14 protein-coding genes are annotated in these 13,432 nt (G+C 64.9%); 6 read left to right on the forward strand and 8 right to left on the reverse strand.

Going from position 1 to position 13,432, the window contains the following annotated elements; genetic code table 11:
* Nucleotides 1–77 precede the first annotated feature (77 nt).
* From RAD16_RS24810 to RAD16_RS24830, 5 genes are all read left to right on the forward strand, one after another.
* The gene (locus RAD16_RS24810; RefSeq protein ID WP_458160473.1) at nt 78–1,286 is read left to right on the forward strand and encodes an ABC transporter substrate-binding protein; all 1,209 of its coding nucleotides are present in this window, start codon (nt 78–80) and stop codon (nt 1,284–1,286) included.
* Between the two features lie 2 nt (nt 1,287–1,288).
* Nucleotides 1,289–2,182: an MBL fold metallo-hydrolase gene (locus tag RAD16_RS24815; protein ID WP_458160474.1), complete on the forward strand. Its 894-nt coding sequence runs from the start codon at nt 1,289–1,291 to the stop codon at nt 2,180–2,182.
* Between the two features lie 12 nt (nt 2,183–2,194).
* On the forward strand, nt 2,195–3,163 hold the full coding sequence (locus tag RAD16_RS24820; protein ID WP_458160475.1) for a Bug family tripartite tricarboxylate transporter substrate binding protein: 969 nt from the start codon (nt 2,195–2,197) through the stop codon (nt 3,161–3,163).
* 25 nt (nt 3,164–3,188) lie between these two features.
* Nucleotides 3,189–3,725: a VOC family protein gene (locus RAD16_RS24825; RefSeq protein WP_458160476.1), complete on the forward strand. Its 537-nt coding sequence runs from the start codon at nt 3,189–3,191 to the stop codon at nt 3,723–3,725.
* Nucleotides 3,726–3,820: 95 nt separating this feature from the next.
* The gene (locus RAD16_RS24830; protein ID WP_458160477.1) at nt 3,821–4,633 is read left to right on the forward strand and encodes a class I SAM-dependent methyltransferase; all 813 of its coding nucleotides are present in this window, start codon (nt 3,821–3,823) and stop codon (nt 4,631–4,633) included.
* 25 nt (nt 4,634–4,658) lie between these two features.
* On the opposite strand, the gene RAD16_RS24835 is transcribed toward RAD16_RS24830, so the two are convergent.
* Together RAD16_RS24835 and RAD16_RS24840 are read right to left on the reverse strand one after the other, a co-directional pair.
* On the reverse strand, nt 4,659–6,221 hold the full coding sequence (locus tag RAD16_RS24835) for a L,D-transpeptidase family protein (RefSeq protein WP_458160478.1): 1,563 nt from the start codon (nt 6,219–6,221) through the stop codon (nt 4,659–4,661).
* Between the two features lie 204 nt (nt 6,222–6,425).
* On the reverse strand, nt 6,426–6,644 hold the full coding sequence (locus RAD16_RS24840) for a hypothetical protein (RefSeq protein WP_458160479.1): 219 nt from the start codon (nt 6,642–6,644) through the stop codon (nt 6,426–6,428).
* Nucleotides 6,645–6,784: 140 nt separating this feature from the next.
* On the opposite strand from RAD16_RS24840, the gene RAD16_RS24845 reads away from it, so the two are divergent.
* A complete protein-coding gene (locus RAD16_RS24845; protein ID WP_337149730.1) occupies nt 6,785–6,964 on the forward strand; it encodes a hypothetical protein in 180 nt (59 codons plus the stop codon).
* Between the two features lie 5 nt (nt 6,965–6,969).
* On the opposite strand, the gene RAD16_RS24850 is transcribed toward RAD16_RS24845, so the two are convergent.
* From RAD16_RS24850 to RAD16_RS24875, 6 genes are all read right to left on the reverse strand, one after another.
* On the reverse strand, nt 6,970–8,163 hold the full coding sequence (locus RAD16_RS24850; protein ID WP_458160480.1) for a CaiB/BaiF CoA transferase family protein: 1,194 nt from the start codon (nt 8,161–8,163) through the stop codon (nt 6,970–6,972).
* An 89-nt stretch (nt 8,164–8,252) separates the two neighbouring features.
* Complete coding sequence (locus tag RAD16_RS24855) at nt 8,253–9,458, reverse strand: ABC transporter substrate-binding protein (RefSeq protein WP_458160481.1); 1,206 nt, start codon at nt 9,456–9,458, stop codon at nt 8,253–8,255.
* 221 nt (nt 9,459–9,679) lie between these two features.
* Nucleotides 9,680–10,375, reverse strand: a complete 696-nt coding sequence (locus tag RAD16_RS24860; protein ID WP_014497636.1) for an ABC transporter ATP-binding protein — start codon at nt 10,373–10,375, stop codon at nt 9,680–9,682.
* Complete coding sequence (locus RAD16_RS24865) at nt 10,375–11,181, reverse strand: ABC transporter ATP-binding protein (protein WP_458160482.1); 807 nt, start codon at nt 11,179–11,181, stop codon at nt 10,375–10,377. The genes RAD16_RS24860 and RAD16_RS24865 overlap by 1 nt, the downstream gene beginning before the upstream one ends.
* Nucleotides 11,178–12,470, reverse strand: coding sequence for a branched-chain amino acid ABC transporter permease (locus RAD16_RS24870; RefSeq protein ID WP_458160483.1), 1,293 nt, complete (start codon nt 12,468–12,470; stop codon nt 11,178–11,180). Before RAD16_RS24870 ends, RAD16_RS24865 begins: the two co-directional genes overlap by 4 nt.
* Nucleotides 12,467–13,414 carry a branched-chain amino acid ABC transporter permease gene (locus tag RAD16_RS24875; protein ID WP_458160484.1) on the reverse strand — a complete coding sequence of 316 codons (948 nt, stop codon included), beginning with the start codon at nt 13,412–13,414 and terminating at the stop codon, nt 12,467–12,469. Before RAD16_RS24875 ends, RAD16_RS24870 begins: the two co-directional genes overlap by 4 nt.
* Nucleotides 13,415–13,432: the final 18 nt, after the last annotated feature.

The raw sequence follows: 13,432 nt of genomic DNA on the forward strand, positions 1-13,432 counted from the left end.
AGCTCGCTTGCGCCCTGTTCTCGCGTTTCAACTCCGCGCCTTCGAGAAGCGGAGAGTAATTCTGGGGAGACGACCTCATGGCGCGCTTTGCCCGCCTTCGCTTTGCCGCGGCCTGTGTTCTGCCGCTGCTCGCAGCTCACGCCGTTCAAGCCCAAAGCGCAAAATACGATTCCGGCGCCGACGACAAGACGATCAGGATCGGGACCACCGCCCCGCTGAGCGGCCCGGTCTCGGCCTTCGCGCAGATCGCGAAATCGGCGGAGGCCTATTTCCGCAAGGTGAACGACGACGGCGGCGTCAACGGCCGGCGCATCCGGATGATTATTGCGGACGATGCCTACAGCCCGCCGAAAACGGTGGAGCAGACGCGCAAGCTGGTTGAGAGCGACGAGGTGCTGCTGATCTTCGGCGGCGTCGGCACGCCGACCAACAGCGCCGTGCACAAATATCTCAACGACCGCAAGGTGCCGCAGCTGTTTCTGGGCTCGGGCGCCGCGAAGTGGGACGATCCGAAGAACTTTCCGTGGACGGTCGGCTGGCAGCCGACCTATCGCGACGAGGCGATCGCCTACGCCAAATACATCAAGGCGAGCCACGCCAATGCGAAGATCGGCGTGCTCTACCAGAACGACGACCTCGGCAAGGACTATCTGAAGGCGCTGGAAGAAGGGCTCGGCAGCGGCGCGGCGATCGCCGCGCGCGCCGCTTATGAGACTTCCGCGCCGACCGTCGACACCCAGATCCTGCAATTGAAGACCGCCGGTGCCGACGTCGTGCTGGTGGCGGCGACGCCCAAGTTTGCCGCGCAAGCGATCCGCAAGATCGGCGAGCTCGGCTGGAAGCCCACCACCATCATCTCCAACGTCTCGGCCTCGATCAGCGGCGTGCTGGAGCCCGCAGGCAAGGACAATTCCGCCGGCGTGATCTCCAGCCAGTATCTGAAGGACGCGACCGATCCCGCAAACAAGGATGACCCCGGCACCAAGGAATGGGTCGCCTTCATGGACAAGTATCTGCCCGACGCCAACAAGAACGACTGGCTCAACGTCTATGGCTATACCATCGCGCAGACGCTGGTGACGGTGCTGAAGGCCGCCGGAAACGACCTCACCCGCGCCAATGTGATGAAGCAGGCGACGACGCTGAAGAACGTGCATCTGCCGATGCTGATCAACGGCACCACGGTGAACAATTCGCCTGAGCGCTACACGCCGATGACGAGCCTCCAGCTCATCCGCTTCGACGGCACGCGCTGGGTGCCGTTCGGCGACCTCCTGAAGAACTAAGCATGCGGCAGGTGACAATCGGCAGCATGCGGGTGGATCTCGTCAGCGAGATCCCTTCGCTTGCCTTCGACAAAAAGTGGCTGTTCGCCAACGTCACCGACGAGGTGATCGTGGAGAACCGGAGCTGGCTCGATCACCGCTATATCGAGCCGGAGACCGGCCGTTTCATCCTCAGCCACCACTCCTATCTGGTCCGCACGCCGCGCTGGACCGCCATCGTCGACACCTGCTGCGGCAATCACAAGCACCGGCCGCGCGTGCCGGCGTGGAACGATCTCAACCAGCCCTACCTCGAAAACATGCGGGCGCTGGCCGTTGCGCCGGAAGAAGTCGACTTCGTGATGTGCACGCATCTGCATGTCGATCACGTCGGCTGGAACACGCGCCTCCTCGACGGCCGCTGGGTGCCGACCTTCCCCAACGCGCGCTATCTGATGGGGCGCGAGGAGTACCGGCACTTCGAAGCCGCGCACAATGCGGCGCCGAAGAGCCCGGTGAACCACGGCTCGTTCGAGGATTCCGTGCTGCCCGTGGTCGCCGCTGGCCTCGCCGAACTGGTCGAGACCGACCATCGCCTGTTCGACGATCGCGATGCGGCCTTGCGCTTCGCGCCGGCGCCCGGCCACACCGCCGGCAACATGCAGATCCATCTCAATGGCGACCATGATCACGCGGTGATGTCGGGCGACGTGATCCATCATCCGATCCAGTGCGCGGCGCCGTGGCTGTCCAATGCCGCCGATGTCGATCCGGCCGCGGCGGTCGCGACCCGAATGGCGCTGCTGGAGGAACTCGCGGATACGCCGAGCTATCTGCTCACCGGCCATTTTCCGGCGCCGACCGCGGGCCGCGTGATCCGCCACGGCGACGCCTACAGATTTCGTTTCGAGGATTAGGGGAATGCCATCATGATGCTGCGTACCGTCACGCTTTCATTGCTCGCCTTGCTGTCGGCGACCGCGCCGAGCCGGGCCGAAGATCCCGCCGCCTATCCCACCCACAAGATCCGCATGCTGCTGCCCTATGCGGCCGGCGGCGGCGGCGACGTGGTCGGGCGGCTGCTCGCCGACAAGATGGGCAAGACGCTCGGGCAAAGCATCTATATCGAGAACCACACCGGCGCTGCCGGCACACTCGGCACGCAGATGGTCGCGACGTCGCCGAATGACGGCTACACCATCACCGTCGGCGGCATGACCACGCATGTGCTGGCGCCGGCGATCTATCCAAAACTGCCCTACGATTCGATCAAGGATTTCACGACGATCGGCCGCGTCGGCGTCTCCGCGATCATCCTGGTGGCGACCAAGGATTTTGCCGCCAATGACATCAAGGGCCTGATCGCGCTCGCCAAGAAGGGCGAGCCGATCCAGTATGGAAGCTGGGGCATCGGCTCGACCGGGCAGTTCTGCGCCGAAATCCTGATGCAGCAGACCGGCATCAAGATGGAGCACGTCCCGTTCAACGGCATCGCGAAGCTGGCCGGCGACCTGCTCGGCGGCCACATCTCGCTGGCGACGCTTGACGTCGCGACCGCAACACCGCTGGTGAAGGACGGCTCGATCAAGGCGCTGGCCGCCTGCGGCGAGCGCTCGCCGAGCCTGCCCGATGTCGCGAGCTACAAGGAGCAGGGCGTGCCGTTCGACCGCAGCCTGTCCTGGGCGATGTATGCGCCCGCGGGCATCGCGCCGCCGATCGCGGAAAAATTGTCCGCGGCACTGAAGGACGCGCTCGGCGATACCGTGGTGAAGGAGAAGCTGCTGGGCCTCGGCATCACGCCGCAATTCGTGCCCGGCGACGAGCAGCGCGATATCAACGCCCGCGACATCGCGGCCTGGAAGCAGGTTGCCAAGGACGCAGGCATCGAGGTCAAGTGAGCAGTTTGGGAAGAGGAGCGCGGGCATGAGCCGCATCTTCGGCGCGGTGCGCCAGAACGGATATGTGGTGCGGGACATCCAAGCCGCGATGAAACACTGGATCGAGGTGATGGGCGTCGGTCCCTGGTACTACATGGATCGCGTCAAGACCGACTGGTTCCGCCATCGGGGCCAGGAGTCCGCCGTCGAGATGAGCATTGCGCTGGCCAATACCGGCGATCTCCAGATCGAGCTGATCCAGCAGCGCAATGATGCACCATCGCTGTACCGGGAATTTCTCGACGCCGGCCACGAAGGCCTGCAGCACATGTCCTACTGGAGCCACGACTATCAGGCGCTCTACGACAAGGCGATCGGGCTCGGCTACAGGATCGGCCATGAGGGCCAGATCGGCGGCGACAAGGGGCGCTTTGCCTATTTCGACACCCAAGCGCATCCCGGAACCATCATTGAGATCTCCGACATCAGCGGCACCAAGGGGCCGTTCTTCGAAAAAGTCCGGCAGGCGGCTTTGAGCTGGGACGGGTCGCGGCCGATCCGTGAGGTCGTCACAAAACCGTAGGCGCTATCGTCAACTGAGTTCACCTCGCTGCTGGCGCGGTCGCCGACAATCCGTGTAACATCAGCCTCGCGTCCGAACCTTCAGCGAGGCAAGGCATGTCCAGCTCTGACAAGGTTTTCGCCGGGTCGATCCCCAAACTCTACGACGAATATCTGGTCCCGATGATCTTCTCCGTCTACGCGGAGGACATCGCAAGGCGCGTCGCGGCACGCTCGCCCTCCACGCTGCTCGAGATCGCGGCCGGCACCGGTGCTGTGACGCGCGCCGTGGCGGCGGCGTTGCCGCGCAACGTTCGTTATGTCGCGACCGACCTCAACGAGCCGATGCTCGCGGTCGCGGCGCAGCGCCAGAAGGACGATGATCGCATCATTTGGCGCCAGGCGGACGGAATGGCGCTGCCGTTCGGCGATGCCGAGTTCGACGTGGTCTGCTGCCAGTTCGGCGCGATGTTCTTTCCGGATCGCGTCAAAGCCTACGGCGAGGTCAAGCGCGTGCTGAAGCCGGACGGCACGTTCGTGTTCAACGTCTGGGATCGCATCGAGGACAATTTGGTCACGCATGAGGCGACGATTGCGCTCGGCAAGATGTTTCCCGACGATCCGCCCCGCTTCATGATCCGCACACCGCACGGCTATCATGACAAGGCGCTGATCCGGTCCGACCTCGAACGCGCCGGCTTCCGCGACATCTCGATCGAGACGCGCGCCGAGATCAGCCACGCGCCGTCGGCCGACTATGCCGCGACCGCGCTTTGCCAGGGCACGCCGCTGCGCAGCGAGATCGAGGCCAGGGACGCCAGCAAGCTGCAGGCTGCAACGGATCTCGTTGCCGAGGCACTGCGCGCGAGCCATGGCTCCGGCGCCTGCGACGGCAAGATCCAGGCGATCGTGATCGAGGCGCGCCGGTAGTCAGCCCGGCGCGCAGGCCGCAAGCCTACCAGAAGCTCCGCTGCATCGGCTGCGCCGGCTGATAATACCGGTACTGGCCGCCGCGGCGCGGATTGACCGGCTGCGGGTTCGGATCGCGTTGCTGGAAGAAGAAGCCAAAACCGTTGCCGCCCCAGCCGCCGTCGTCGCTCGCCATTTCCATTGGCGAAGGCGCGGTCGGCTTGCGCGTGATGAAGCCGCCCTGCGGATGGTTGCTCAGCACGGCGACGAACTCCGTGCGGTAGTTGGTCTCGGCGCTCAGCGGCTCGTCCGAGATGATGATCGACGAGCGCGGCAATGCGGTCGGTCCGATGCGATCCCACACTTCCTGCGGGATCGTGATGCGGTCGAGCGCGTCCTTGGCCTCGTCGCCGTTATCGATCGTGACCACGCTCCAGCGCAGGCCGGTATCGGTCTTCGCCATTGCGGTGAAGATGTGCGTGCCGAGCGGCTGGTCGGGATTGCGGATGGTGACGGGCACCTCGATGCTGGTGTCGAACACCTCGCCGCCGCCATCCGGCGCCGGCTTGTGCGTGTTCCGCCGCACATAAAGCTTTTGCGTCGCGCGGCTGATGTAGACCGAGACCGGCTCGAGCGCGAGCTTCGCGTCCGTCGCAGCCGTCACCGCCTCGGCCTTTTTGGCGGCGGCCACCTTGGCGGCTTCCTTCGTCGCAGCGACGGCGTCGCGCTTGGGCTGCGCTGCGGCCTTGGCGGCATCCAGCTGGGTTGCCGCGTCGGCAGCCTTGGTGGCGGCCTTCTGCTTCTGCTCTTCGGCCTGCGCGCGCGCCTGATCGGTCTTGGCATTCGCGAGCTTCTTGTCGGCGAAGGCGAGCTCGGAATCGGCCTTGGCCTTCTGCTGCTCCAGCTTGCGCAGCGATGCGGGCAGCGAGGCGGCGTCCTTCGCGGCCGCGGCCGCAGCCTTCTTGGCCTCGGCGGCGGCCAAGGTCGCCTCCTCGGCCTCGGCGGAGAGCTTGTCGGCCCGGCTCGGCACGGCCGCGATGGCCTCGCGCTTCGGCACGAACAGCGAAGGGTGAGAGAAATCGATCGGCGCGGCATCGTTTGGCGAGATGATCACCCGCATCCCGATCTGGGTCTTGTCGAACAGGCCCTCGGCGAAGCCGAACGGCATCCGCACGCAGCCATGCGAGGCGGCATAGCCGGGCAGCGGTCCGCCATGCAGCGCAATGCCGTTCCAGGTGATGCGCTGCATGTTGGGCATCCAGGCATCGTCGTACATGGTCGAGTGGTGGTCCTTGTCCTTCTCGACGACGGCGAAGACGCCCGCGGGCGTCTCGCGCCCCGTGGTGCCGGTCGAGACCGGCGCGCGCAGGATCCAGCCGTCGGCATCGTAGAATGTGACCTGCTGGCTCTTGATCGACACGATCGCCATGATCGGCTCCCCGGCCTCGCGCGGCGCCACCGCCTCGACCGGCTGGCGCGCCTGCTTGGCTGCGTCGGCACCGCCGGTTAGCGCCGTCAGGGCGGCGAGCGTCGCAAGCGCAACAAGTCCGGGAGGCCGCCAACGCCGCATTGCCGTGGTGGATTGCGCCGTCGTCATCAGGTCTTTCATGCCATTCCCCGGTCCAGTACCAGTCCTCGATCAGATTGCGATCTTTGGATTAAGAAATCGCAGCCACCTTGTGTTCCCTATCCGGCAATATTCGGGACGATCCGGCAGCAACCTCTCATATACGAGGGCACGTGCAGGCGGAAGGTGGCGCTGGGCCGGGGCTGGCCTGGGGCTGGCGGCAGATTGCTGTGGCACAATGTCCAGCTAACGGGCGCGGCGCCCGATCAACAGCGTCATTGCAGCGCCGAACAGGCCAAAGATCGCAAAAAACATCAGCGGCAGGGCGCGCAAGGCCGCCTGCCCGACCGGCTCATGCTCCATGACCAGCAGGACGCAGAATACCGTAAGGCTCAGGAGGACGCATATGAACGCGGCGGCAAGACCCAGCTTGCGCATGACGAAAGCAAAGTCGGTGGTGGTCATGACGGGATCCGGAACGAAGATGAACAGACCTACGCTAGGCCCGCCGGGGAATAAGGCGATGTGACGGTCATCACAGAGAGTTGTGTCACGCGCCCGTAATGTCAGGCCTACCCTGGCACGGCATATCGGAGCGCGAGCGGATGTCCCACACTCTCTCCCAGATTGCTTCGGTCGTGGCCGGACTCGCGCTTCTCGTGAACGGCCTCATCCTCTTCCCCGAGAGCTGGATCAAAGGCCTGGCCAAGAGCGTCGCCGTGTCGATCTCACTGGCGCTGTTTGCGACCGTCCTGATCGCGTTGGTCCGCAATTACGGTTCCTGAACGGCTCAGGACGCGACGCCGACCGCCTTGCTGTCAATGGCCGCCTGGATTTCCGCCTCGCTCAAGCCGGCCTCGCGCAGCACCTCGTGCGAATGCTCGCCGAGGCGCGGCGCCATGCGATGGATCCCGGCCGGGCTTTCGGAGAATTTCGTCGCCGGGCGCGCCTGCCTGATACGTCCCTCCGAGGGATGATCGATATCGGCAAAGAGCTCGACGGCGGCGAGATGCGGCTGCTCGCCGATCTCGGTGAGCCGGGCGAAGGCGGTGTGCGGTACGTCCAATCGCAGCAGCAGTTCCTCCCACTCCGCCGTGGTGCGGGTCGGTCCGATCTCGCTCATGCGGTCGTAGATCTTGTCGATGTTCTGCGAGCGCAGCACCGGATCGCGCACGCCGAGCTCGTCACTCAATTCGGGGCGGCCGACCGCCTCGAAGAAGGCGCACCAATTGTCCCCTGAATAGGGCAGCATGGTCAGCCAGCCGTCCCTGGTCTGGACCGGGCGCCGGTTCTTCATCCGCTTGTAGCCGGTCGGGCCGATCGGCGGATCGAAGGCGTGGCCGCCGAGCATCTCGATGCTGTTGAAGCCCGCGATCGTCTCCAGCATCGGCACCTCGACCATTTGGCCCTGCCCGGTTCGCTCGCGCCGGAACAGCGCCGCCGACACAGCGCCGACCATCGCCATGGCGCAGATCTTGTCGCCGATCAGGCTCGGCACGAATTCCGGCTTCTCGTCCGATCCGATCGATGACGCGAGGCCCGAGGCGGCCTGGATGATCTCGTCGAAGGCGGGGCGCTTCGCCCACGGGCCGTCCTGGCCGAAGCCGGTGGCCGCAGCATAGATCAGGCGTGGATTGAGTTTCGCGCAGGCCTCGTAACCGAAGCCGAGCCGCGCCATCGCGGCGGGGCGCACATTGGTGACGAGTGCATCGACCGTCGGGATCAGCCTCGCCAGCGCCGCCTTGCCGTCCGGATGTTTCAAGTCGAGCGCGAGGCTGCGCTTGTTGCGATTGACCGCCATGAACTGGCCGCTCATGCCGCGGTTGCGAAACACGCCGGTGTAACGCCAGGTGTCGCCTGCGGGCGGCTCGACCTTGATGACGTCGGCGCCCCAGTCGCCGAGCATCTGCGCGGCATAGGGGCCGAACAGCACGCTCGTCAGATCGAGCACGCGGATACCGCTGAGAGGACCGGTGGGTGTCATCGTCGTTTCACTGTGGCTGGAGGAAGCGATCATCGCGGGACGCCAAAGGCGGGCAAGGCTGGCGCCCTGCCCGCCCGCATGTGTCGATCCTATTCGCCGATCACGTCGCCGAACAGCTCCCAGGATTTTCCGTTGAAGCGCGCCATCTGCAGCTGGCGGATCGGCGTCACCTGCTCGGCCGAGGTGTTGAGCTTGATGCCCGGCAGCAGCATCGGCAGCTCGACGTCCTTGAACGACTGCGTCTGCTTCATCAGGTTCGCGCGCGTCAGGTCATTGCCGGCGCGCTGCAACACCAGCTCCATGATCTGCGCCATGGTGTAGCCTGTGACGTTGAAGATGTCGGCGGGATCGGCGCCGGCATTGTAGGTCTTCATCCATTCGCGCCAGGCCTTCATGCCGGCGTCGTTCTCCCAGCGTGGATCGCCGGGGTCCTTCTGGAAGGCGCCGGTGACGATGCCGACGGAATTGTCGAGCCCGGCCGGCACCAGCACGGAGCCGACCGAATTGGACACGGCGGGAAGGATGATCTGCGGCTTCCACCCGAGCTCGGCGATTTTCTTGATCGCCTGCGCCGCGAATTTCGGCGTGCACTCGTTGAAAACGACGTCGGCGCTCGCGGCCTTGAACTTCACGATCTGGGAGTCGACGGTCGGGTCCGACGTCTCGTAGACGGCTTCCGACACGATCTGGTTGACGTGCTCGCCTAACCCTTCCTTGAAGCCCGCGAGATAGTCGCGACCGGGATCCTCGTTCGGCGTGATGACGGCGATCCTGGCGTCCGGCTTGTTCGCGAGAATCCACTTGGCGTAGATGCGCCCTTCGGTCCTGTAGGTCGGCTGCGAGCCGGTGGTCCAGGGAAAATGCTGCGGATCGTTCCAGCGACTGGCGCCGCTCGACGGGAACAGCTGTGGGATCTTCTTGGCGTTGAGATATTTCTGCGCCGCGATGTTCGGCCCGGTGCCGAGCATCGAGAACATCGCCAGCACCTCGTCGCTCTCGGCGAGACGCCTGACCTGCTCGACCGTCTTCGACGGCGAATAGCCGTCATCCATGCTGAGCAGCTCGACCTTGCGGCCGTTGATGCCGCCTTTGTCATTGAGCATCTTGAAATAGGCGATCTCGGCGCGGCCGATCGCGGAATAGGCGGAAGCCGGTCCCGAATAGGGCATGGTCTGCCCGAGCTTGATCGACGTGTCGGTCGCGCCGGTGTCGTAATTTCCGGCGAATGCGGCTGAAGCAGCCCCGACGATTGCCAATAGAGCAACAGCTCCACGGATCAGTTGAATTCGCGGCATGCTCGGCATCTCCTTCCCGGATAAGGCGCGACGCGCGTGCGCACAGGCCGCCGTCAGCGCCCTCCATTTTCTTCTTGGTTGTCATCGGCCGCATCGATCACGATGTCGGCGCATGCGACGATACAACGATTATGAAGCGTGAGATGTGGCCTAGAATTCAGACGCGTATGCACGGCTTGCAGCCGTTCGATTGACGCGCACGTCACTCGGCAATGTCAGCGTCAGACTTCGAGCCATTCCTGCCGCACGGCGGCATTGGCCTTGAGCTCGTCCGGCGTGCCTTCGAATACGACGCGGCCGTGACCCATGATGTAGACGCGCTTGGAGATGCGCATCGCGATCGAGAGCTTTTGCTCGACGAGGAGAATTGCGACGCCGGCTTGCGCGATACGCGCAATGAGATCGCCGACCTGCTGCACGATCAACGGCGCGAGACCTTCGGTCGGCTCGTCGATCATGATCAGATCCGGATCACCCATCAGCGTGCGGCAGGTCGTGAGCATCTGCTTCTCGCCGCCGGACAGCACGCCTGCAGCCGTATCGGCGCGCGCGGCGAGATTGGGGAACATGTCGAGCATGTCCTGGAGCCGCCACTTGCCGGGACGTCGCGTGTCCTTGACGCCGAGCAGGAGATTCTGCCGGACCGTCAGGCTCGGGAAGATGTCGCGATGCTCGGGCACATAGCCGAGGCCGAGGCGCGCGATCTTGTAGCTGGGCAGCCCGGCAATATCCTTGCCCTTGAAGCGGATCGTGCCTTGCGGCGCGACTTCGCCCATGATCGCCTTCACCGTGGTGGAGCGGCCGACGCCGTTGCGGCCGAGCAGGCTGACGACCTCGCCGGCGGCAACGTCGAGATCGACGCCCTGAAGGATGTGGCTCTTGCCGTAATAGGCGTGGAGATCCCTGACCTCGAGCATCAGTGCGCTTCCTCGCCGAGATAGGCTTCCTTGACCTTCGGATCGCGCCGGATCTCTTCCGGCGTGCCCGAGGCGATGATGTGGCCGTAGACCAGCACCGAGATGCGGTCGGCGAGGCCGAACACGACGCTCATGTCGTGCTCGACGATGACGAGCGTCTTGCCCTCGGTCAGCCGACGGATCAGCGACACCGCGCGGTCGGTTTCGGCATGGCTCATGCCCGCGGTCGGCTCGTCCAGCATCACGACGGTGGCGCCGCTCGCGATGGTGATGCCGATCTCGAGCTCGCGCTGCTCGGCATAAGTGAGCAGGCCGGCCGGAACGTCGCGCCGGTGTGTCAGGTGGATGTCATCCAGGATCTGCGCGGTGCGCTCGCGCACCTCGGGCAGACTGTCGACGTTCTTCCAGAAGGCGTAGCGATGTCCGGTGGCCCACAGCACGGCGCAGCGGACGTTCTCCCACACCGACATGCGCGCGAACACGTTGGTGACCTGGAACGAGCGCGACAGGCCGCGGCGGTTGATCTCGAATGGCCTGAGGCCGGAGATCACGTCGCCGTTCAGCTTGACCTCGCCGGACGTCGGCTTGATGTGGCCGCTGATCAGGTTGAACGTCGTGGACTTGCCGGCGCCGTTCGGGCCGATGACGGCGTGACGCTCACCTTGCGCGACGCTCAGATTGAGGTCGCGGATGATGCCGACATTGCCGAAACGCTTTTCGACGGCGCGGACTTCGATGGCTGCGCGCTTCTCCGCTCCGCTGGTGCCAGATACCGCTCCGCTGGTGCCAGATACCGCTCCGCTCATGCCAGATACCCCCGGTCACGGGCGACCGTCGCAGCCCTGTCCCACGCATCCGCGATCCGCCGCCAGGTCAGCCGCGCGACGAACGCGCCGCCGATCACGAGGACTGCCGCCGCAATCCATGTCACCGGTGACGTCGGCTTGAAGCCGAGGCCGAACAGGTTGATGACTTCCCCGCTCGAATAGCGGGCGACCGTCTCGATGGTCAGGATCACGCCGCAGGCGAGCGCCAGGGTCGGGACGACAGCGACGAGATAGGACGGGATCACGGTCCACAGCGTACCCGCGCGAACCAGCGGCCGATGCATCATCAGGAGACCGGCGATACCGCCGGGCGAGAACATCACGATGCCGATGAAGATGATGCCGAAATAGAGCTGCCAGACACTGGTGACACTGGTCAGCCCGAGTTGCAGGTAAGTCACCAGGATGGCGCCGAGGATCGGGCCGAAGAAATAGGCGGTGCCGCCGACGAAGGTCGAGAACAGCACGAGGCCCGACTGGATCGCGCCGAGATAGGCGGAGTTGGCGATCTCGAAATTGATCGCGGCAAGCCCGCCCGCGACGCCGGCAAAGAAGCCGGCAAAGCAGAAGGCGAGATAGCGGACGACGTGCGGATCGTAGCCGATGAACTGGACGCGTTCCGGATTGTCGCGGACGGCATTGCTGATCCGGCCGAGCGGCGTGCGGGTCAGCGCGTACATCGCGATGGCCGACAGCACCAGCCAGAACGCGATGAGGTAATAGACCTGAAGCTGCGGGCCGAACGACCAGCCGAACATTTTTGGCAGCGCGGTACGGTCCGTGGTGATACCGGCCTCGCCGCCGAACACCGAGCGCAGGATCAGCGAGGACGACGCCACCAGCTCGCCGATGCCGAGCGAGATCATCGCGAACACGGTGCCGGCCCGCTTGGTCATCACCCAGCCGATGATGATCGCGAAGACGAGACCGCCGAGCCCGCCGAACAGCGGGATGAACGGCAGCGGGATCGGCCAGCCATGCGACACCACCGCATTCATCATGTGGCAGGCCGCGAAGCCGCCGAGGCCGTAGTGAACGGCGTGGCCGAACGACAAGAGGCCGGTCTGGCCGAGCAGGATGTTGTAGGAGAGCGCGAAGACGATCGCGATACCGATCAGGCTGAACGAGGTCAGCGAGCCGCCGGAGGAGAAGACCAGCGGCAGGACGACCAGCGCGGCGATGCCGGTCAGCCAGACGCCGTAGAAGCGCAGGCCATCGCCGGCGGGCTTGTCAGCCATCTTCGAGGTCGAAGTCGTGGTGGCGTTCATGACTCGCGCGTCCCCATCAGGCCCATGGGGCGTACGATCAGAATGATCACCAGCAGAAGATAAGGCACGATCGGCGCGACCTGGGCGATCGTGACGTTCCAGATGTCGGTGAGGACGGACGGGCCCGCCGACGGATCGAGCGGGCCGAAGGCGCTGGCGAGCGAGCCGTCGAGCGCCACCGCAAAGGTCTGGACAAGTCCGATCACCAGCGACGCGATGAAGGCGCCCGGCAGGGAGCCGAGGCCGCCGAACACGATGACCACGAACAGGATGGGTCCAAGCGAGGCGGCCATGTCGGACTGCGTCACCAGCGCGGGACCCGCAATGACGCCGGCGAGACCGGCCAGCGCGCTGCCGACCCCGAACACGGCCATGAACACGCGCCCGACATTGTGGCCGAGATGGCCGACCATGTGCGGATGCGTCAGCGCCGCCTGCACAATGAGGCCGACACGGGTGCGCTTGAGCACGATCAGCAGCGCCACGAAGATCACGACCGAAACGGCCAGCATGAAGATCTTGTAGGCGGGATAATTGGTGGAGAAGATGGTGAAGGCAGGGAAGTCGAGCAGCGTCGGCACGCGATAGTCGACCGGGCTCTTGCCCCAGATCATCGACACGATCTCTTCGATCGCGAACGCCAGACCGAACGTCAGCAACAATTCGGCGACATGGCCGTGCTTGTGGGTGTTGCGCAGGCCGTAGCGCTCCACCGCCATGCCGATGGCGCCGACCAGCAGCGGCGCCAGCACCAGCGCCGGCCAGAAGCCGATCCATCTGGTGAGCTGGAAGCCGAAGAAAGCGCCGAGCATGTAGAAGCTGGCATGGGCGAAGTTGAGCACGCCCATCATGCTGAAAATGACGGTGAGCCCGCTCGACAGCAGGAAGAGCAGCATGCCGAACAGCACACCGTTCAGGGTCGAAATGACAATGAGTTCAAGCACAGCGCACTCGTCTCTGGC

The sequence above is a fragment of the Bradyrhizobium sp. 18BD genome, assembly GCF_054185225.1.

Coding starts and splice junctions, on each gene's coding strand:
- RAD16_RS24840 (WP_458160479.1), bottom strand. CDS start 6,644: ATGACCACCACCGACTTTGCTTTCGTCATGCGCAAGCTGGGTCTTGCC.
- RAD16_RS24870 (WP_458160483.1), bottom strand. CDS start 12,470: ATGAACGCCACCACGACTTCGACCTCGAAGATGGCTGACAAGCCCGCC.
- RAD16_RS24860 (WP_014497636.1), bottom strand. CDS start 10,375: ATGCTCGAGGTCAGGGATCTCCACGCCTATTACGGCAAGAGCCACATC.
- RAD16_RS24810 (WP_458160473.1), top strand. CDS start 78: ATGGCGCGCTTTGCCCGCCTTCGCTTTGCCGCGGCCTGTGTTCTGCCG.
- RAD16_RS24830 (WP_458160477.1), top strand. CDS start 3,821: ATGTCCAGCTCTGACAAGGTTTTCGCCGGGTCGATCCCCAAACTCTAC.
- RAD16_RS24815 (WP_458160474.1), top strand. CDS start 1,289: ATGCGGCAGGTGACAATCGGCAGCATGCGGGTGGATCTCGTCAGCGAG.
- RAD16_RS24835 (WP_458160478.1), bottom strand. CDS start 6,221: ATGAAAGACCTGATGACGACGGCGCAATCCACCACGGCAATGCGGCGT.
- RAD16_RS24825 (WP_458160476.1), top strand. CDS start 3,189: ATGAGCCGCATCTTCGGCGCGGTGCGCCAGAACGGATATGTGGTGCGG.
- RAD16_RS24820 (WP_458160475.1), top strand. CDS start 2,195: ATGATGCTGCGTACCGTCACGCTTTCATTGCTCGCCTTGCTGTCGGCG.
- RAD16_RS24845 (WP_337149730.1), top strand. CDS start 6,785: ATGTCCCACACTCTCTCCCAGATTGCTTCGGTCGTGGCCGGACTCGCG.
- RAD16_RS24850 (WP_458160480.1), bottom strand. CDS start 8,163: ATGACACCCACCGGTCCTCTCAGCGGTATCCGCGTGCTCGATCTGACG.
- RAD16_RS24865 (WP_458160482.1), bottom strand. CDS start 11,181: ATGAGCGGAGCGGTATCTGGCACCAGCGGAGCGGTATCTGGCACCAGC.
- RAD16_RS24855 (WP_458160481.1), bottom strand. CDS start 9,458: ATGCCGCGAATTCAACTGATCCGTGGAGCTGTTGCTCTATTGGCAATC.